The sequence below is a fragment of the Paraburkholderia sp. GAS38 genome, assembly GCF_050434965.1.
Taxonomy (GTDB): domain Bacteria; phylum Pseudomonadota; class Gammaproteobacteria; order Burkholderiales; family Burkholderiaceae; genus Paraburkholderia; species Paraburkholderia phenazinium_A.
In genome coordinates this window covers 377,121-395,853 of sequence record NZ_JBNDJO010000005.1, presented here as the reverse complement: position 1 = coordinate 395,853, position 18,733 = coordinate 377,121, and the positions used below count along the sequence as shown (strand labels likewise).

Annotated in this window: 20 protein-coding genes and 1 other RNA gene; 11 read left to right on the top strand and 10 right to left on the bottom strand. The window is 64.5% G+C overall.

The window, feature by feature from the left end; translation table 11 throughout:
- Nucleotides 1-13: 13 nt before the first annotated feature.
- The 3 genes from pyrC to rnpB all read left to right on the top strand — a co-directional run bounded on the left by pyrC (nucleotide 14) and on the right by rnpB (nucleotide 2,596).
- Nucleotides 14-1,075, top strand: coding sequence for a dihydroorotase (pyrC, locus tag P3T42_RS15190; protein WP_074302839.1), 1,062 nt, complete (start codon nucleotides 14-16; stop codon nucleotides 1,073-1,075).
- Nucleotides 1,076-1,205: 130 nt separating this feature from the next.
- Nucleotides 1,206-2,042, top strand: a complete 837-nt coding sequence (locus P3T42_RS15185; protein WP_429306494.1) for a DUF3025 domain-containing protein — start codon at nucleotides 1,206-1,208, stop codon at nucleotides 2,040-2,042.
- Between the two features lie 142 nt (nucleotides 2,043-2,184).
- Nucleotides 2,185-2,596, top strand: an RNA gene (rnpB, locus tag P3T42_RS15180) — RNase P RNA component class A.
- A gap of 146 nt (nucleotides 2,597-2,742) precedes the next feature.
- Here rnpB and P3T42_RS15175 read toward each other — a convergent pair.
- On the bottom strand, nucleotides 2,743-3,165 hold the full coding sequence (locus P3T42_RS15175; protein WP_074302834.1) for an OsmC family protein: 423 nt from the start codon (nucleotides 3,163-3,165) through the stop codon (nucleotides 2,743-2,745).
- Between the two features lie 602 nt (nucleotides 3,166-3,767).
- Here P3T42_RS15175 and rplM point away from each other — a divergent pair.
- The 3 genes from rplM to erpA all read left to right on the top strand — a co-directional run bounded on the left by rplM (nucleotide 3,768) and on the right by erpA (nucleotide 5,161).
- Nucleotides 3,768-4,196: a 50S ribosomal protein L13 gene (rplM, locus tag P3T42_RS15170; protein WP_074262452.1), complete on the top strand. Its 429-nt coding sequence runs from the start codon at nucleotides 3,768-3,770 to the stop codon at nucleotides 4,194-4,196.
- 11 nt (nucleotides 4,197-4,207) lie between these two features.
- Nucleotides 4,208-4,600: a 30S ribosomal protein S9 gene (gene rpsI / locus P3T42_RS15165; protein ID WP_074302436.1), complete on the top strand. Its 393-nt coding sequence runs from the start codon at nucleotides 4,208-4,210 to the stop codon at nucleotides 4,598-4,600.
- Between the two features lie 195 nt (nucleotides 4,601-4,795).
- The gene (gene erpA / locus P3T42_RS15160; RefSeq protein ID WP_074262450.1) at nucleotides 4,796-5,161 is read left to right on the top strand and encodes an iron-sulfur cluster insertion protein ErpA; all 366 of its coding nucleotides are present in this window, start codon (nucleotides 4,796-4,798) and stop codon (nucleotides 5,159-5,161) included.
- A 101-nt stretch (nucleotides 5,162-5,262) separates the two neighbouring features.
- Here erpA and P3T42_RS15155 read toward each other — a convergent pair whose 3' ends face one another.
- Entirely contained in the window at nucleotides 5,263-6,396 is a 1,134-nt protein-coding gene (locus P3T42_RS15155; protein ID WP_074302434.1) for an anhydro-N-acetylmuramic acid kinase, read from the bottom strand.
- Nucleotides 6,397-6,526: 130 nt separating this feature from the next.
- Here P3T42_RS15155 and tyrS point away from each other — a divergent pair, with 130 nt between their 5' ends.
- From tyrS to P3T42_RS15140, 3 genes are all read left to right on the top strand, one after another.
- Nucleotides 6,527-7,774 carry a tyrosine--tRNA ligase gene (gene tyrS / locus P3T42_RS15150; RefSeq protein ID WP_429306493.1) on the top strand — a complete coding sequence of 416 codons (1,248 nt, stop codon included), beginning with the start codon at nucleotides 6,527-6,529 and terminating at the stop codon, nucleotides 7,772-7,774.
- Nucleotides 7,775-7,802: 28 nt separating this feature from the next.
- Complete coding sequence (gene dtd, locus P3T42_RS15145) at nucleotides 7,803-8,261, top strand: D-aminoacyl-tRNA deacylase (protein ID WP_429306492.1); 459 nt, start codon at nucleotides 7,803-7,805, stop codon at nucleotides 8,259-8,261.
- Nucleotides 8,262-8,416: 155 nt separating this feature from the next.
- A complete protein-coding gene (locus P3T42_RS15140; RefSeq protein WP_429306491.1) occupies nucleotides 8,417-9,088 on the top strand; it encodes a histidine phosphatase family protein in 672 nt (223 codons plus the stop codon).
- A gap of 99 nt (nucleotides 9,089-9,187) precedes the next feature.
- On the opposite strand, the gene ruvB is transcribed toward P3T42_RS15140, so the two are convergent.
- The 3 genes from ruvB to ruvC all read right to left on the bottom strand — a co-directional run bounded on the left by ruvB (nucleotide 9,188) and on the right by ruvC (nucleotide 11,558).
- Nucleotides 9,188-10,252 carry a Holliday junction branch migration DNA helicase RuvB gene (gene ruvB, locus P3T42_RS15135; RefSeq protein ID WP_429306490.1) on the bottom strand — a complete coding sequence of 355 codons (1,065 nt, stop codon included), beginning with the start codon at nucleotides 10,250-10,252 and terminating at the stop codon, nucleotides 9,188-9,190.
- 115 nt (nucleotides 10,253-10,367) lie between these two features.
- Complete coding sequence (gene ruvA / locus P3T42_RS15130; RefSeq protein WP_074302427.1) at nucleotides 10,368-10,949, bottom strand: Holliday junction branch migration protein RuvA; 582 nt, start codon at nucleotides 10,947-10,949, stop codon at nucleotides 10,368-10,370.
- Nucleotides 10,950-11,015: 66 nt separating this feature from the next.
- On the bottom strand, nucleotides 11,016-11,558 hold the full coding sequence (ruvC, locus tag P3T42_RS15125; protein WP_074302425.1) for a crossover junction endodeoxyribonuclease RuvC: 543 nt from the start codon (nucleotides 11,556-11,558) through the stop codon (nucleotides 11,016-11,018).
- A 169-nt stretch (nucleotides 11,559-11,727) separates the two neighbouring features.
- On the opposite strand from ruvC, the gene P3T42_RS15120 reads away from it, so the two are divergent.
- A complete protein-coding gene (locus P3T42_RS15120) occupies nucleotides 11,728-11,967 on the top strand; it encodes a hypothetical protein (RefSeq protein WP_074302424.1) in 240 nt (79 codons plus the stop codon).
- Nucleotides 11,968-12,124: 157 nt separating this feature from the next.
- Here the strand turns inward: P3T42_RS15120 and purH are convergent, their stop codons facing one another.
- The 5 genes from purH to P3T42_RS15095 form a co-directional block, all read right to left on the bottom strand.
- Complete coding sequence (purH, locus tag P3T42_RS15115; RefSeq protein WP_429306489.1) at nucleotides 12,125-13,690, bottom strand: bifunctional phosphoribosylaminoimidazolecarboxamide formyltransferase/IMP cyclohydrolase; 1,566 nt, start codon at nucleotides 13,688-13,690, stop codon at nucleotides 12,125-12,127.
- 58 nt (nucleotides 13,691-13,748) lie between these two features.
- Nucleotides 13,749-13,982, bottom strand: coding sequence for a Fis family transcriptional regulator (locus tag P3T42_RS15110; RefSeq protein ID WP_007180440.1), 234 nt, complete (start codon nucleotides 13,980-13,982; stop codon nucleotides 13,749-13,751).
- The gene (gene dusB / locus P3T42_RS15105; RefSeq protein WP_074302421.1) at nucleotides 13,979-15,043 is read right to left on the bottom strand and encodes a tRNA dihydrouridine synthase DusB; all 1,065 of its coding nucleotides are present in this window, start codon (nucleotides 15,041-15,043) and stop codon (nucleotides 13,979-13,981) included. The genes P3T42_RS15110 and dusB overlap by 4 nt, the downstream gene beginning before the upstream one ends.
- Nucleotides 15,044-15,221: 178 nt before the next feature.
- Entirely contained in the window at nucleotides 15,222-16,463 is a 1,242-nt protein-coding gene (locus P3T42_RS15100) for a UbiH/UbiF/VisC/COQ6 family ubiquinone biosynthesis hydroxylase (protein WP_429306488.1), read from the bottom strand.
- 24 nt (nucleotides 16,464-16,487) lie between these two features.
- Nucleotides 16,488-17,900 (bottom strand): aminopeptidase P N-terminal domain-containing protein, encoded by a 1,413-nt coding sequence (locus P3T42_RS15095; RefSeq protein WP_429306487.1) that lies wholly within the window; start codon nucleotides 17,898-17,900, stop codon nucleotides 16,488-16,490.
- A gap of 204 nt (nucleotides 17,901-18,104) precedes the next feature.
- Here P3T42_RS15095 and P3T42_RS15090 point away from each other — a divergent pair, with 204 nt between their 5' ends.
- Complete coding sequence (locus tag P3T42_RS15090; protein WP_074302415.1) at nucleotides 18,105-18,719, top strand: glutathione S-transferase C-terminal domain-containing protein; 615 nt, start codon at nucleotides 18,105-18,107, stop codon at nucleotides 18,717-18,719.
- Nucleotides 18,720-18,733 lie beyond the last annotated feature (14 nt).

The window sequence follows — 18,733 nt, the reverse complement described above, 5'->3', positions numbered from 1 at the left end:
TCAACTTCACGCCATGACTGCTTCCACTGCTTCGATCGATTCCCTGACGTTCGCCCGTCCCGACGACTGGCATCTGCACGTGCGCGACGGCGCCATGCTGGCGGCGGTGCTGCCGGACACCGCGCGCCAGTTCGGCCGCGCGATCATCATGCCGAACCTGAAACCGCCGGTCACGACCACGGCAATGGCGCAGGCTTACCGCGAGCGCATCGTCGCGGCGATCCCGGCGGGCGTGAAGTTCGAGCCGCTGATGACGCTGTACCTCACCGACAACACACCGCCCGACGAGATGCGCCGCGCGCGCGAAAGCGGCTTCGTGCATGGGGTGAAGCTGTATCCGGCGGGCGCCACGACGAATTCGGACGCCGGCGTCACGGACATCATGAAGTGCGCGAAGACGCTCGAAGTCATGCAGGAAACCGGCATGCCGCTGCTGGTGCACGGTGAAGTGACGGATGCATCCATTGATCTGTTCGACCGCGAGAAGGTCTTCATCGACCGCGTAATGACGCCGCTGCGCCGCGCGTTTCCGGCGCTGAAGGTGGTGTTCGAGCACATCACGACCAAAGACGCGGTGGACTATATCCGCGAGGCCGGCGTGGCGCCGGAGCTGCTCGGCGCGACGATCACCGCGCACCATCTGCTCTATAACCGCAACGCGATTTTCCAGGGCGGCATTCGTCCGCACTACTACTGTCTGCCGGTACTCAAGCGCGAGACGCATCGCGTGGCGCTGGTCGAGGCGGCGACTTCGGGCAATCCGCGCTTCTTCCTCGGCACGGACAGCGCGCCGCATCCGAAGGGGCTGAAGGAGCATGCGTGCGGTTGCGCGGGTTGCTACACGGCGCTGCATGCGCTCGAACTGTACGCGGAAGCGTTCGACCAGGCCGGTGCGCTGGACAAGCTCGAGGGGTTTGCGAGCTTCTTCGGCGCGGACTTTTACGGTCTCCCACGTAGCGGCGAGCAGGTCACCCTGCGCCGCGAGCAGTGGACGCTGCCGGCCGAACTGCCGGTGGGCGATACGCCGGTCGTGCCGTTGCGCGGTGGCGAGACGATCGGCTGGCGGCTGGTCTGAGGTAGGGCAGGTGGCCGGGCAAGATACGGTGATGTGGGCGGTCGCGGCGGGCGCCGCACGGGACGAGATGGTCGTCGACGGCCGAGGCTTGGGCTTCGCTGCGCATGGGCTGGCGGCAACAGGGTGCGCTATGGCAAGCAGCGCTGCCCATGTTGGCAAGCCGGGCTTTGCCGACATCGACTGGTCGCTGCCGTGGTTCGCCCAGTTCAGCGCGCGGGGCATCCGCTGGCAGCAAGCGGCGCTGAACAGCTACGCCGCGCTGCTTGCCGAAATGAACGCCGACGCCCAGCAGTCGCGGCAGACCACCGGCCGCGGCCAGCGGCTTGCCTTCATCGCGCAGGACGATCTGCCACCAGGCGCGGCCTATGAGGCTCACATTGCCTCGACCGGTTGCGTGCCCACCCGTCATAACCTGCACGACTTCTTCAACGCCTCGGTCTGGTTTGCGTTCCCGCGCATCAAGGCCGCGCTGAATGCGCGGCAGTCGGCTGCCATCGATGCTCTGGGTGTCGGTCCGACGCGCGGCGGAGAGCGCGACGCCTTGACCCTGTTCGATGAGAACGCGCTGCTGTTCGCGTGTGCCGACCCTGCGCTCAGCCGTGCGTTACGCGGCTTCGACTGGGCGACGCTATGCGTTGCCAACCGCGCGGCGTGGGGCGAACGGTGCGAGGTGCGCTGCTTCGGTCACGCGCTGCTCGAAAAGCTGATCGCGCCGTACAAGGCGTGCACGGGACATACGTGGATCGTCGACGTCCCGGTCGAGTACTTCTCGTGGCCTGTTGCGGAGCGCGATGCCTGGCTCGACGAAGCGGTCAGCCGTGAGCTCTCATCCACGCGGGATTTGACGACGCGCGTGTTTGCACCGCTTCCGGTGCTGGGCATCCCCGGCTGGTGGCCCGCCAACGGGGCCGCTGCCTTCTATGACGACCCCGCTGTGTTTCGCTCAGGACGTCGCCAGGCGCGCTGAACCGGCGGCGGGTGGTGGGTGGTGGGCGGTGGGCTGCGGCTTGGCGGCCGTCGCGGCAGTCATCCGTCAGGCCACGCCAGCTTTCTATTTCGGCGCTTGCGCGCGTCCGCCCCGGTCAGCAGGTGTTAAAATCCCGGCCAGCAAAGCAGGTCAGGCAGTCGCGGCCTCTGCGGCTTCGGTCAAAGAGGGCGAGGAAAGTCCGGACTCCATAGGGCAGGGTGATGGCTAACGGCCATCCGTGGTGACACGCGGAACAGGGCAACAGAAAGCAAACCGCCGATGGCCCGGCGCAAGCCGGGATCAGGTAAGGGTGAAACGGTGCGGTAAGAGCGCACCGCGGCTGCTGCGAGGCAGACCGGCACGGTAACCTCCACCCGGAGCAATTCCAAGTAGGCAGGCTAGCATCTTCGAGATGCAGGATGGGGCCCCCGTCACGTCTGCGGGTAGGAAGCTTGAGCGCGTCAGCAATGGCGCGCCTAGAGGAATGGCTGCCACGCGCGCGGTGCTTCGGCGCGGCGCGTGCACAGAATCCGGCTTATCGGCCTGCTTTGCCGCTGAATAGAAAAATGCCGGCGTCCGTGAGGATGCCGGCATTTCCTTTTGGTGCCGCGTTTATTGGGCGCCGCGCGTATTGGCGCGTTGGATTGCCCGTGTCATGGGCGCTGGTTGATTGCATCCGGCCCACCGTACGCCGCGGCGGTCAGCCCGCGACGATATCGAACGAGTGCGTCAGTTCGGCGGTCTTGGCGATCATGATCGAGGCCGAGCAATACTTGTCGTGCGACAGATTGATGGCGCGTTCGACCGTAGCCGGGTTCAGGTTCTTGCCGGTCACCGTGAAATGAAAGTGGATCCTGGTGAACACTTTCGGGTCTTCGCTGGCCCGCTCTGCCTTCAGCGTCACCGAGCAGCCGGCGATTTCCTGGCGGCTCTTCTTGAGGATCATCACCACGTCGTACGCGGTGCATCCGCCGGTGCCGAGCAGAACCATTTCCATCGGCCGCGGGGCCAGATTGCGGCCGCCGCCTTCCGGCGCGCCGTCCATCGTGACGAGGTGGCCGCTACCGGTTTCGGCGGCGAACGCCATGCCGTCTTGCCCCATCCAGCTTACTTTGCATTCCATGCCTTTACCCCAGCTCGCATAACTTGTATTCGAAATGCCATTGTAGCCCGGCGCCTGAGTGTTCGCCCGAGGGCACTCCGGCGCGCCGTTATGCTCGTTGACGCCTTGCGTGTTGCGGTGCGGCATGGTTTGAGGGTGCGGGATTGCCCTGATGCCGTTAGGGGTTTTACTCTAGTTTTGACACGCGAAAAGTGCGCCGGATCGCGCTTATGTATTTGATATAAAACAGTTTTATGGTGTTATGTTGGCGCTTGTTCGTTTGTCACATTATGAAATCGAATTTCGCAATGCAAATAATCTTGCGTCGCACAAGGTCGGCTCATATAATCGTTTTCATTGGTTGTCGCAGTCCGGCAACCTCCGCATGTCTCCTCCACCCTCCTCCTTTGGTGGATTAAACCCGAACCGCTCGTTCGGGTTTTTTTTCGCCTGCTCGCCGCTTGCCTCAAATTTTGACTTGAGGCCGGAATTTCCTTTATAATCCAAGGCTTTTCCGCATTCGTGCCCGCGGAGGAAGAACAGGGAGAGCCTGCACGCGCCTCGATGCGCACATTACAAGCAGGAAAAAAACACAGGGCGCAGCAATTATTTTTGGATCGATCATGAAGACATTTTCCGCAAAAGCCCATGAGGTTACGCGCGAATGGTACGTGATTGACGCGACGGATAAGGTTCTCGGGCGTGTCGCCAGCGAAGTGGCACACCGTCTTCGCGGCAAGCACAAGCCAGAATTCACTCCGCACGTCGACACCGGTGATTTCATCATCGTTATCAACGCCGGCAAGCTCCGTGTCACGGGCAACAAGTCCACGGACAAGAAGTACTATCGCCACTCGGGTTACCCGGGCGGCATCTATGAAACGACGTTCGGCAAGATGCAAGAACGCTTCCCGGGCCGTGCGCTCGAGAAGGCGGTCAAAGGCATGCTGCCGAAGGGCCCGCTCGGCTACGCGATGATCAAGAAGCTGAAGGTCTACGCTGAAGCAACGCATCCGCATTCGGCACAACAGCCGAAAGCGCTCGAGATCTAAGGGGAGCCCACATGATCGGTAACTGGAATTACGGCACGGGCCGCCGCAAGAGCGCCACTGCACGTGTGTTCATCAAGGCAGGCAAGGGCGACATCGTTGTCAACGGCAAGCCTATCGCTGAGTACTTCTCGCGCGAAACGTCGCTGATGATCGTGCGTCAGCCGCTGGAACTCACGAACCACGGCGTCACGTTCGACATCAAGGTCAACGTGTCGGGTGGCGGTGAAACGGGTCAAGCCGGTGCGGTTCGCCACGGCATCACCCGCGCGCTGATGGACTATGACGCAACGCTGAAGCCGGAACTGTCGAAAGCTGGCTTCGTCACGCGTGATGCACGTGAAGTCGAACGTAAGAAGGTCGGCTTCCACAAGGCACGCCGCAGGAAGCAATTCTCGAAGCGTTAATCGCTTCGGTGTGCTCTGGCTTTCGGGCCAGGCCACTGCAAAAGCCGCCGGCGCGTTCGCGTTGGCGGCTTTTTTCATATTGGGCTGCCGTGCGGTAGGGTCGCGCCTGAAGAGAACCCATTGATTTTGTGGGCTTCGGCACGATATCGAGATCAGCCCTACAATAGCGGTTAGAAGCTTTTTTGGAGAGTTCGAATGAACGCAGTCACCGACACCCCTGTGACCGAGATGCCTAGCCCCTTCGTTTTTACCGACGCAGCGGCTGACAAGGTCAAGCAGCTGATCGACGAAGAAGGCAACCCGGAGCTGAAACTGCGCGTATTCGTGCAGGGCGGCGGCTGCTCGGGCTTTCAATACGGTTTTACGTTCGACGAAGCCGTCAACGAAGACGATACCGTGATGAACAAGAGCGGCGTCCAGTTGCTGATCGATTCAATGAGCTACCAGTACCTGGTTGGCGCTGAGATCGACTACAAGGACGACATCAATGGCGCCCAGTTCGTGATCAAGAATCCGAACGCCACCACCACCTGTGGTTGCGGCTCGTCGTTCTCGGTCTAAGCAATCTGATCGAAGGCTGGACCGGCAGTATGCAGAAACGGGGCTTTGGCCCCGTTTCTTATTGGTGCGTTTGCGCTGCCTTCAGCGCCGCTTAGCGCCGCTCAGCGCGGATAAATCGCGCCCAGCACCCGTTCGCCCGCGGCACCAGTGACGGCGGCCAGATTGCCTGGCTCGCGCGCCACACAGCGCATCGCCAGCCACGCGAACGCCAGCGGCTCGACCTGGTGAGGCGGCACCCCGAGCGCTTCGGTAGTCAGCACCGGAACGCCGCTCACGCCACTGTCCTCGAGCGCGGCCTGGATCGCTTTCATCAACACCGGATTGCGCGCGCCGCCGCCGCAGACGTAGACCGCGCGGACATCCGATGCGTGTCGCTCGATCTCGCGTGCCACCGTAATCGCCGTCAGCACGACGAGCGTCGCCTGCACGTCGGCGGGGGGCAGACCGGCAAACGCCTGCAGCTTCTCGTCGAGCCAGGCCGGATTGAACAGGTCGCGGCCGGTGCTTTTGGGCGGCTGTTGCGTGAAGAACGGTTCGTCCAGCAGCGCATTCAGCAACGGCCGATGCACCTGGCCACCCGCTGCGAAGTGCCCGTTCTGGTCGTAAGGTTTGCCGAGGTGGCGGTGGGCCCACTCGTCGAGCAGCGCATTGGCCGGCCCGCAGTCGAAGCCGCGCACGCTGCCCGCGGCGTTCAGAATCGTGATGTTGCTGATGCCGCCCAGGTTGCAGACCACACGCGTTTCGCCCGGCGCACCGAACACAGTCGCATGGAAGGCCGGCACCAGCGGCGCGCCCTGGCCGCCAGCGGCGACATCCCGGCTGCGAAAGTCCGCGATCACGTCGATGTGCGCCATCTCCGCCAGCAGCGCCGGATTGTTGATCTGACGCGTGTAGCCCTTCTCCGGACGATGCCGTACGGTCTGGCCGTGCACGCCGATCGCCCGCACGTCGGCGGCGGACAGATTGCCCGCGCGTAGCAGTTCGTGGCAACACACCGTGTAGCGCGTGGCGAGCGCATTGGCCGCCAGCGCTTCGCGCTCGATCTCGTTCTCGCCTGGGTGCTGCAGGCCGAACAGCGCCTCGCGCAGCCCCTCTGCGAAGCCGACAAAGGCCTCCGCGAGGACGACCGGAGGCTTGCCCTTGGCGAATTCGACGGCGATGCCGTCCACCCCGTCCATGCTGGTACCCGACATCAATCCGAAATAGATGCCATCCGCCGTGCTGTCTTGCGCCACGTTGCCGCTCCTGTCAGTCGCTGGTGATGAGCCATCTTCGCAGATTATCAGACGCCTGCCACCACCGTCCGCGGACGCGGCGGCACGCATCTATGGGACAATCTCTCTTTTTGCGACCTCACGTTCCAGCATGAGCACCGAGTCCACGTCCAAGCCCAGTCCCGCCTTTCCGATCACCGATGAAGTCCGTCACGCACTCGCCGTTACCAAACGGGGTGTCGACGAGCTGCTGATCGAAGAGGAATTCGCACAAAAGCTCGCGAAGAGCGCGGCCACCGGCGTCCCGCTGCGCATCAAGCTCGGTCTCGACCCGACGGCGCCCGATATCCACATCGGGCATACCGTCGTGCTGAACAAGATGCGCCAGTTGCAGGATCTCGGCCATACGGTGATTTTCCTGATCGGCGACTTCACCTCGCTGATCGGCGACCCGTCCGGCCGTAACGCCACGCGCCCGCCGCTGACGCGCGAGCAGATCGAATCGAACGCCACGACCTACTTCGAGCAGGCCGCGCTGGTGTTGGATCGCGAGAAGACCGAGATTCGCTACAACAGCGAATGGTCGATGCCGCTCGGCGCCGACGGCATGATCAAGCTCGCGTCGCGTTACACGGTGGCGCGGATTCTCGAGCGCGAGGATTTCACCAAGCGCTACCAGGGCGGTCTGCCGATCTCGATTCACGAGTTCCTGTACCCGCTGATGCAGGGTTACGACTCGGTCGCGCTCAATGCCGACCTCGAACTCGGCGGCACCGACCAGAAATTCAACCTGCTGGTGGGCCGCGAACTGCAGAAGCAGTACGGCCAGGAACAGCAGTGCATCCTGACCATGCCGCTGCTCGAAGGGCTCGACGGCGTCGAGAAGATGTCGAAGTCGAAGAACAACTACATCGGCATCAGCGAAAAGCCGACGGATATGTTCGGCAAGCTGATGAGCATCTCCGACGATCTGATGTGGCGTTACTTCGAACTGCTGTCGTTCCGCCCGATGGACGAAATCGCCGGCTTCAGGAAAGAAATCGAAGCGGGCCGCAATCCGCGCGACTTCAAGGTGCTGCTTGGGCAGGAGATCGTCGCGCGATTCCACTCGCAGGCGGATGCGGAACGTGCGCTCGAAGACTTCAACTATCGCGCGAAGGGTGGTGTGCCGGACGATATTCCTTCGGTCACCCTGGCAGGTGCGCCGCTCGCAATCGGTCAGTTGCTGAAGCAGGCGAATCTGGTGCCGTCGACTAGCGAAGCGCTGCGCAATATCGAACAGGGCGGCGTGAAGATCGATGGCGCGACGGTGTCGGACAAGGGTCTGAAAGTCGACGCGGGCGAGTATGTCGTGCAGGTCGGCAAGCGCCGTTTTGCGCGCGTGACGCTGACGGCGTGATGGAGCGTCGCATGCCGGAGTGCCGCGCGTGATTGCGCTGATCCAGCGCGTGAGGCGCGCGGAAGTGCGCGTCGGCGAACGTGTCACGGGCGCCATTGAAGCGGGCCTGCTCGCATTGGTGTGCGCCGAGCGCGGCGATACGGACGCCGCCGCCGACCGGTTGCTGGCGAAGGTGCTCGGCTACCGCGTGTTCAGCGACGCCGCCGGCAAGATGAATCTCTCGGTGCAAAACCTCGACGGGGCAGGGCGTGCCGGCGGTCTGCTGCTGGTCTCGCAGTTCACGTTGGCGGCCGATACCAACAGCGGCCTGCGCCCGAGCTTCACGCCGGCTGCGCCGCCCGACGAGGGCAAGCGCCTGTTCGACTACTTCGTTGCAGCAGCCCGCGCGAAGCATCCGATTGTCGAAACCGGCGAGTTCGGGGCGGATATGCAGGTCTCGCTCGTCAACGATGGGCCCGTCACCTTCTGGTTGCAGACGCACGCCTAGGGTTTCGCGGCCGCGCGCGCCGTTCGCGCTTCACGGGCCAAGGGGATAAGTGCGAGGGCAAGCCAGGACCAGCTTCAGCATCGTCCCCGGCACCGCGCCGCATTTGCGACAATAGCGCTTCGCTACCACCGGCTACCGACGCCCCTTCTCTTCTCATGTCCACGCAGATTCTTTTCATCCGGCACGGCGAGACCGACTGGAACCGCATCAAGCGCATCCAGGGGCACATCGACATTCCCCTGGCGACGAGCGGTCTCGAGCAGGCTCAGCGACTCGCGCGCCGTCTCGCGGATGAAGCTCAGCAGGGCGGCCGGCTCGATGCGATCTACTCGAGCGATCTGCAACGTGCGCAGCAGACCGCGCAGCCTGTCGCCGATGTCCTCGGTTTGCCGCTGCATCTGCGCGAAGACTTGCGCGAGCGTTCGTACGGCGCGTTTCAGGGCTACGACCGTGACGAGATTGCGGAGCGTTATCCCGACGAATACGACCGCTGGCAAACCCGCGATCCTGGCTTCGCACCGCCCGAAGGCGAGTCGATGCGGGCCTTCTACCACCGGGTGATGGATGCGATCGAGCCGATCGTCGCAGCGCATCCTGGCGGCCGCATTGCGTGCGTCGCGCATGGCGGCGTGCTGGATTGTGTCTACCGCTTCGCACGCGACCTGTCGCTAGAAGTGCCGCGCGACTATGCGTTGCTCAATACGAGCGTCAATGTGGTCGAGTTCGACGGCGGCAAGGCAACGGTGAAATCGTGGGCGGATGTCTCGCATCTGGATGCGCCGAGCGAGGACGACACGCTGCGCAAGATCGTCAAACCCGGTCTCTGAGTGTGACGGGTGTGGGCGCGTGCCGCGCCCATTGAGCAGGCCTCGCGGGTTTTGCCGATTCCGCTGATTCTGCCGATGCAGCGCGCGACGCGCAGAGACTCAGGTCGCGCCCGAATCCCACAGGTCGCGTACCTGACTGGTCGAGTCCGGCGCGGCAAGACCGAAGTGCCGATAGGTCAGCAGGGTAGCGACGCGGCCACGCGGCGTGCGCTGCAGAAAACCTTGCTGGATCAGATACGGTTCGAGCACATCTTCGATGGTGTCGCGCTCTTCGCCGATAGCCGCAGCCAGGTTGTCGACGCCGACCGGGCCGCCGTCGAACTTGTGCAGGATCGCCTCGAGCAGCTTGCGGTCCATCAGGTCGAAGCCGACCGGGTCGACATCCAGCATTCTGAGTGCGGCGTCGGCCACTTTCGCGGTGATGTTGCCGTCCGCCTTGACCTCGGCGAAGTCGCGCACGCGACGCAGCAGCCGGTTGGCGATCCGCGGCGTGCCGCGGGCGCGCTTGGCGATTTCGAACGCGCCGTCCGGGTGGATCTGCGCGTGAAGCAGCGACGCCGACCGCGTGACGATACGCGCCAGCTCTTCGGCGTTGTAGAACTCGAGCCGCGAGACGATGCCGAAGCGGTCGCGCAGCGGATTGGTCAGCATGCCGGCTCGGGTGGTGGCACCGACCAGCGTGAACGGCTGCAGATCGAGCTTGACGCTGCGCGCCGCGGGCCCTTCGCCGATCATGATGTCGATCTGATAATCCTCGAGCGCCGGATACAGGATTTCCTCGACGACCGGCGAGAGCCGATGGATTTCGTCGATGAACAGCACGTCGTTCTTTTCGAGGTTCGTCAGCAGCGCGGCGAGGTCGCCGGCGCGCTCGAGTACCGGGCCGGACGTTTGCCGCAGATTGACACCCATTTCCCGCGCGATGATGTGCGCGAGCGTGGTCTTGCCGAGACCCGGCGGCCCGAACAGCAGCACGTGGTCAAGCGATTCGGAGCGGCGCTTGGCGGCCTCGATGAAGATTTCGAGCTGGCCGCGCACCTTTTCCTGCCCGACGTACTCGTCGAGCTGACGCGGGCGCAACGCCCGCTCGAACGCTTCTTCGTTCGGCGATACGGGCGTGGCAGCGATGATGCGCTCAGCGGCGAGTTTGTCGGTTTCGATCATGGTTGCATTGTACCGCGCGGCGCTCGCCGCCGAAGCTGGCCGAACGGCCAGGGTGCGCTTTGGCGCGCGGCGTGCGAAGCTTTACCCCACAGCACGCCCGGCGCCTCGCTTTCCATCAGGCCTTCGAAAGCGCCTTCAGTGCGAGCTTGATGCCTTCGGACACCCCCGTGCCCGCCGGCACGTTCTTGACGGCGGCCAAGGCTTCCTTTTCGGAGTAACCCAATGCGAGCAGTGCGTTCAGGATATCGGAGGCGTGGTCGGATGCCGACACCGCGCCCGCCATCGCGCCCAGGTCGGCGCCGATTTTGCCCTTCAGTTCGAGAAGCAGGCGTTCCGCCGTTTTCTTGCCGATGCCCGGCACGCGCGTCAGACGCGCCGCGTCCTGCATCGTGACGGTCTGCGCCAGTTCGTGCACGCTCATGCCGGAGAGCACGCCGAGCGCCATGCGCGCGCCGATGCCGCTGATCTTCAGCAGTTCGCGGAAGGTGGCGCGCTCTTCGGCGGTGCCGAAGCCGAACAGCAGATGCGCGTCTTCCCGCACGATCAACTGGGTGAGCAGGACCACCCGTTCGCCGGTCGAGGGCAGGTTGTAGAACGTGCTCATCGGCACGTCGACCTCGTAGCCCACGCCGTTGCAATCGACGAGCAGGTGGGGCGGATTTTTTTCCAGCAGGACGCCGGCAATGCGACCGATCATGGCGGGTTCAATCGTGAGAGAAAGGGCGAGTGTAGCGCAGCGCGGGGCGCCCGGACGCGGCAGGCGTTAGCCCACCAGCCGCCCGCGGCGCACCCGCAGGCCCTTCTTGGCGAGCGAGGGTGCGATGCCGCCCAGCGTGCTGAGCGTGCTGCCGCTGTGGGCATGGCAGATCGCCATGCCGAGGGCATCGGCGGCGTCTGTGCCGGGCACGCCGGCGAGGTTCAGCAGACGCACCACCATCTGCTGCATCTGCTCCTTGGTCGCGCGGCCGTAGCCCACCACGGCCTGCTTCAGTTGCAGCGCGGTGTATTCGGCTACCGGCACGCCGCCCGCCACCAGCCCGCAGATCGCTGCGCCGCGTGCCTGGCCGAGCAGGAGCGTAGATTGCGGATTGACGTTGACGAACACCTTTTCGATCGCGGATTGATCGGGCGCGTGCTGGCGGATCAGCGTGGAGATGCCTTCGAAGATCGTGCCGAGGCGCGACGGCAAGTCGGCGTCAGCGGTCTTGATGGTGCCGCTTGCCACGTAGGTGAGCTGATGACCGTGCTGGTCGATCACGCCGAAACCGGTCACACGCAAGCCGGGGTCGATGCCGAGAATTCTCATGAGATGCGCTGCGAACTAAGTGCCTGCGATACTACAACGAACGGGACGCGCGGCGGGGTGCGCAAGCCGCCGAGCCGCGAATAAAGCTTCGCCGCGCTTGCGGCAGCCGGACGAAGTAAGGGCGAGGCATAAGTAGTCGGGACAACCGGAAACAGCCGAGGAGGCAGGCATGGAGCGCTATCGAAATCTAAGCGGTGACTCGGGCGTCGAGGCTTACGCGCTCGGCGTCGGCTGTATTGCGGTTCGCTTCAGATCCGGTGTGACCTATTGGTACACAGATGCGAGTGCCGGAGCCGATCATGTGGCGGAGATGAGCCGACTGGCTCAGCGTGGTCTGGGTTTGAGCACATACATCAGCACCCACGACGAGGTGAGCGCTGGTTACGCCAGAAAAGACCCGGACGATTGAGCGGCGTACGCGCAAGCGCAGCCGCGCGCACAAGACAAAACGGCCCGGCAGAAAAATCTGCCGGGCCGTTTCGTTTCGCGTGGTTTATGCGACCAGGAGGTGTGGCGCGCCGGCCTTGCAACAGCGCACAACGCAGCATCGCCGGGTCAAGCAGACATCAATGCCGGAAGTGACGCACGCCGGTCAGCACCATCGCAATGTTGTGCTCGTCGGCGGCAGCGACGACTTCATCGTCGCGCATCGAGCCGCCCGGCTGGATCACGGCGGTTGCGCCCGCGGCGACCACGACATCGAGACCATCGCGGAACGGGAAGAACGCGTCCGACGCCACCGCCGAACCCGTCAGCGTCAAGCCCGCGTTCTGCGCCTTGATGCTCGCAATCCGCGCCGAGTCCACACGGCTCATCTGGCCTGCGCCGACGCCGAGCGTCATGCCGTTGCCGCAGAACACGATAGCGTTCGACTTCACATACTTCGCCACGCGCCAGGCGAACAGCAGATCGTCCATTTCCTGCGGCGTCGGATGACGCTTCGTAACGACGCGCAGTTCGTGCGGCTGCACGTTGTGCGAATCGAGCGACTGCACCAGCAGGCCGCCGCCCACGCGCTTCAGGTCGAACGCGTTATGGCCTTCGCCCAACGCGATTTCCAGCAGACGCACATTCTTCTTCGCTTCGAACACCTGACGCGCTGCCGCGCTGAACGAAGGCGCAATCAGCACTTCGACGAACTGCTTGGCCACCGCTTGTGCCGCTGCCTCGTCCACTTCACGGTTGAAGGCGATGATGCCGCCGAACGCCGAGGTCGGATCGGTTTGCAACGCCTTGGCGTAGGCTTCGTGCGCATCGGCGCCCACCGCCACGCCGCACGGATTCGCATGCTTGACGATGACACAGGCCGGCACGTCGAAAGTCTTCACGCATTCCCATGCTGCATCGGAATCGGCGATGTTGTTGTACGACAGTTCCTTGCCTTGCAACTGCGCGTAGTTCGCCAGCGCGCCGGCCGGCACCGACAGGTCGCGATAGAACGCGGCGCTCTGGTGCGGGTTTTCGCCGTAGCGCAGGTCCTGCACCTTGTCGAAGGCCAGATTGAACGTAGCAGGGTAGGTGTTGCGCGACGCATGCTGCAGTTCTTCGGTCAGGCTTGTCAGGTAGTTCGTGATCGCACCGTCGTACTGCGCGGTGTGCGCGAACACCTTGGTGGCCAGACGGAAGTTCGTCTTGTACGACACAGCGTTGCTGTTCGCGCGCATTTCTTCGAGCACGACCGCGTAGTCCACAGGGTCGACTACCACCGTCACGTCGCGATGATTCTTCGCCGCGGAGCGCAGCATGGTCGGACCGCCGATGTCGATGTTCTCGATCGCGTCTTCCAGCGAGCACTCTTCCTTCGCTACCGTCTGCACGAACGGGTACAGATTCACGACCAGCAGGTCGATGGTCGGAATGTCGTGCTTCTCAAGCGCTGCCATGTGCTCCGGCAGGTCGCGGCGCGCGAGGATGCCGCCGTGCACTTTCGGATGCAGCGTTTTCACGCGCCCGTCGAGCATTTCCGGGAAGCCCGTGTAGTCGGCCACTTCAGTGACGGCGAGGCCCGCGTCCGCGAGCAGTTTCGCGGTGCCGCCGGTGGACAGGATCTTGACGCCGAGGTCCGACAGCGATTTGGCGAAATCGACGATGCCGGACTTGTCGGAAACGGAGATGAGCGCTTGCTTGATCATGATGAAGAATGAGAAGCCGAAGGTGGACGTGGCAGGGGCGCCAAAAAACTACAACGAGCTACAGCAAACCGTGCTGTTGCAGCTTCTTGCGCAGCGTATTGCGGTTGATGCCGAGATACTCGGCGGCCAGCGACTGATTGCCGCCGGCCTGCTCGAGCACCACCTCGAGCAACGGCTTTTCGACACACGAAATAACCATGTCGTAGACGTCATGCGGATTGGAGCCGTCGAGGTCCTGGAAGTACATGCCCAAGCTGTCGCGGACGGATTGTTCGATATTGTTCTTGCTCATGCTGCTAGTCGGTCGGAGTGGTCCGGCTCGCCGTTCGGGTTGACATCCTCTTCCACGTAGACGAGGCGGTCGGAGAGCGCCTTTTGGGCGTCGAAGAACTCGTTGACGGCGAGAAGTTGTTCGCGCGTCGTGTCCAGCGTATTCATGCGGTGCCGGAACACATTGGCGCCAGAAAGGCCGCGAGTGTACCAGCCGATGTGCTTGCGCGCAGTGCGCACGCCCGTAAATTCGCCATAGAACGCGTAGTGATCTTCGAGATGCTCGTTCATCACCTGCTGGATCTCGTCGATGCGCGGCGGCGGCAACAGCTCGCCGGTTTGCAGGAAATGCTCGATCTCGCGGAACAGCCACGGGCGGCCCTGCGCCGCGCGGCCGATCATGATGGCGTCGGCGCCGGTAGCGGCGAGCACCTCGCGCGCCTTCTGCGGCGTGGTGATGTCGCCGTTGGCGACTACCGGGATGCGCACCGCGGCCTTCACTGCGGCGATGGTTTCGTATTCGGCGTCGCCGTGATACAGGTCGGCGCGGGTGCGGCCGTGCACCGTGAGCATCGAAATGCCGGCGTCTTCGGCCAGATGCGCGACGCTCAGCGCGTTCTTGTTGTCGCGGTTCCAGCCGGTGCGGATTTTCAGTGTGACGGGCACCGCATCCGGCCCCACGCCCACTGCGCCCACCACCGCCTCGACGATTCGCTGCACCAGCGGCTCGTTCTGCAGCAGCGCGGAGCCGGCGGCCACATTGCACACCTTCTTGGCGGGACAGCCCATGTTGATGTCGATGATCTGCGCGCCGTTGGCGACGTTGTAGCGGGCCGCCTCGGCCATCATGGCCGGATCGGCGCCGGCGATCTGCACGGCAATCGGCTCGACCTCGCCCGCGTGATTGGCGCGGCGCATGGTCTTCTCGCTTTTCCACAACTGCGCGTTCGACGCGACCATTTCCGACACGGCATAGCCCGCGCCCAGCCGCTTGCAGAGCTGGCGGAACGGCCGGTCGGTCACGCCCGCCATGGGGGCGACGAACAGGTTGTTGCGCAGATTGTGGGAGCCGAGAGTGGGCATGGCAGGGACGCAACCGCCGGACATCAGCGTGATGGGGGCGGGCGCGAAATGCGAGGGAAAACCGCTATTTTAGCGTTAACGGAATCGCGACACCCGACTTGAGGCTGTCGTAACCCATTAAATCTTCTATGAAAGTGCACGGGTTCATAGAGCCGCGGAACGCGAATGACCCGAAGAGCTAGCGACGTTGCCCGAACATCATCTGCCGGGCCAGCGCGGTTTTGACCGGCGGCACGAATTCGAGCGCGGTCAGCGCGAGTCCGCGCAGCGCAGCGAGCGCGGGGAAGTCCACCGTGAAGAGACGGGCGAGCGTGTCGGTTGAGCGGATCGTCAGGCGCCGGTCGAGCGAACGGCGCTGTGCGAACGCGGCCAGCGCGAGCGGCGTTGCGCCGTGCTGCGAGAGCGCGTCGGCGAGCGCATGCGCGTCGCGCAGTCCCAGATTCAGCCCTTGGCCCGCCACCGGATGCAATGTCTGCGCCGCATTGCCGATTGCGACGACCCGTCCCTTGACGAGCGTATCGAGCGCGTTAAGGCCGAGCGGGAACGCCGCGCGGCCCTTGATCTGCGTGAAGCGGCCCATCCGGTCGCCGAAAGCCGTACCGAGTTCGCGCAGGAACGCGTCGTCCGGTAGTTGAGCCCGGCGTGCCGCTTCGTCCGGCGAGCAGCACCAGACCAGCGCGTAGTCGGCGTCACGCGCGCCGCCCGTGGGCAAGAGCGCAATCGGCCCTTGGTCCGTGAAACGTTCCCACGCGACATGCGGACGCGGCGCCGACACGCTGACCGTGCCGACCAGGGCGGTTTGCCCATAATCGCGCGTGCCGCCGGCGCTGCCGCTTTTCTTCTGCTGCTCCTGGAACAAGCCGCCTTCGGCGTTCACCAGAATACGCGTGCGCAGGTTGCGCGGGCCTTGCGCGGATTCGACCGGCAACGTCACGCCGTCGTGTTCCTGAACCGGCGCTTGCGCCGAGGTGGACTGCAGCCAGTGCACGGCGGTCGGCCGTACGGCCTCGGCGAGCGCCTGCACGATCGAACCGTAGCGCAGCACATAGCCGAGCGCGGGCAGGCCGTGCTCGGTGTGATCGATCAGCGTGCGGCCGAACTGCCCGCGCTGCGACACGTGGATGCGGTGAATCGCCGTGGCGTCCGCCGGCCAGCGCAGCGGCTCCAGAATCATGCGGCTGCCTTGCGAGACGGCAATCGCCCGCGGATCGCCGAGCGCGTCTTCCGGCTTGCGCGCGTCGATCAGCGCGATGGACAGCGCCTGGGTCGCGCTGCGGCGCGCGAGCCAACCGGCCAGCGCCAGCCCGACCGGCCCGGCGCCGACAATCGCCACGTCGAAGTCGAACGGCACCTCGGGCGTATCGGCCGCATCAGGTGAGCCTGGCTGCGGCACACCGGCCGGTTGAGAAACGTCGTTCATGGGCTATCTATCGCTTCGGTCTGATCACGCCTGCCGCGCAGCGCCGGCCGCAGCCTGCGCTTCCTGCATCAGCGCTTCGATTTCGTCGGCCTTGACCGGTACGTCGCGCGTGAGCAGCTCGCAACCGTCCGGTGTGACGACCGCGTCGTCCTCGATGCGGATGCCGATGTTCCAGTACTGCTCGGGGACGTTTTCCGCCGGGCGGATGTAGAGCCCCGGTTCGATCGTCAGCGCCATCGACGGCTTCAGGATGCGCGAAGGCAATGCGCCTTGTGCATCGCGCGGCGCACCGCGCTCCCGGTAGTCGCCGCAGTCGTGCACGTCCATGCCGATCCAGTGGCTGGTGCGGTGCATGTAGAACGGCGCATAGGCGCGTTCCTCGATCACGTCGTCGACCGAGGAGAAAAGCCCCCGCTCGATGATGCCCGTGTCGAGCAGCCCCTGCGATAGCACGCGCAAGGCCGCGTTATGCGGGTCGTCGAAATGGGCGCCTGGGCGGGTGGCGGCAACCGCGGCTTCCTGCGAGGCGAGCACGATGTCGTACAGCTCGCGTTGCGCCGGCGTAAAGCGGCCGTTCGCCGGGAACGTGCGGGTGATGTCCGACGCGTAGCCGTCGAGTTCGCAGGCGGCGTCGATCAGGATCAGGTCGCCGTCTTGTGCGATGGTGTTGCCCGCCGCGTAATGCAGCACGCAGGCATTGGCGCCGGCGGCGACGATCGAGCCGTACGCCGGCCCTTGCGCGCCGTATTTGCGGAACGTGTACAGCAGTTCGGCCTCGAGTTCGTACTCGCGCACGCCGGCGCGGGACGCGGCGATGGCGTGACGATGCGCGAGCGCCGAGATCTCGCCGGCGCGGCGCATGATGGCCAGTTCGTGGCTGTCCTTGAAGAGACGCATCTCGTCGAGGAGCGGCAGGAGGTCGTGCGCGGCGGCCGGCGCGGCGACGCCGCTGCGGCCCTTGGCGCGCACCGCGTCGAGCCAGCGGCGCACCTGTTCGTCGAGCTGGGCCGAGCTGCCGAGCGCGTAGTGCAGCGCCGGCTTGTCCGCGAGGATGAGCGGCATCTGGCTCTCGATCTCCTCGACCGCAAACGCCGCGTCGAAGCCGAACGCTTCGCGGGCGGCCTCGGGACCGAAGCGGAAGCCGTCCCAGATCTCGCGCTCGGCATTCTTGGCGCGGCAGAACAGGATCGACGCCGGGCCGTTCTCGCCCGCGCTGGCGTCCAGCACGAGCAGCCCTTGGGGCTCGGTAAAGCCCGTCAGGTAGTAGAAGTAGCTGTCGTGCCGGTAGGGATAGTCGGCGTCCCGGTTGCGCACCACTTCGGGCGCGGTGGGGACGATGGCGACGCCGCCGCCTGCCGCGCGCAGCGCAGCTAGCACGCGCTCGCGGCGCTTGCGGTAAACGTCGATGGCGAGAGTGGGTTCGTTCGGCTGGTTCATGGCGCAATTGTAGCGCCCAATCGGCATCCGGATTCGGCGCCCTGGCCATCCGGCCAGGTGGACGGGCGGCGCAGGAAGCTGCAATGTTGCAATCCGTCCACAGCTCCGGTGGGCGTTGTTCCGGAAGATGGGGCGCGGCGCTCAGGAGGGCCGTCAACCAACGTATACTTCCGCCCAATTCCAGAAGCAGAAAAGGCAGATGTGATGATGAAACTCATCGGTTCGCTCGGCAGTCCGTTTGTCCGCAAGGCGCGGATCGTCTTCGCCGAGAAGAGGATCGACTACAAGCTGGTGCTCGAAAACGTCTGGGCGCCGGACACCACCATCCATACCTTCAATCCGCTCGGCAAGGTGCCGTGTCTCGTGATGGAGGACGGCGAGGCGGTGTTCGACTCGCGTGTCATCTGCGAATACGTCGATACGCTGTCGCCGGTCGGCAAGCTGATTCCGCCGTCGGGACGCGAGCGCGTCGAGGTGCGCTGCTGGGAAGCGCTCGCCGACGGGGTTCTGGATGCGGCGGTGCTGATCCGCCTGGAAGGTATGCTGCGCCCGGCCGAACAGCGCTCGGACGGCTGGCTGGCGCGCCAGCAACGCAAGATCGACGATGGCCTCGTGGCAATGTCGCAGGGGCTCGGCGGCAAACCGTGGTGCGCGGGCAATCGCTACACGCTCGCGGATATCGCCCTGGGCTGCGCGCTCGGCTACCTGGATTTCCGCACGCCGGGTCTGAACTGGCGCGAGTCGTATCCGAATCTCGACAAGCACTTCCAGAAGCTGTCGCAGCGGCAGCCGTTCATCGATACTTTCCCGGCGGACTGAGCGGCAGGCTGAGC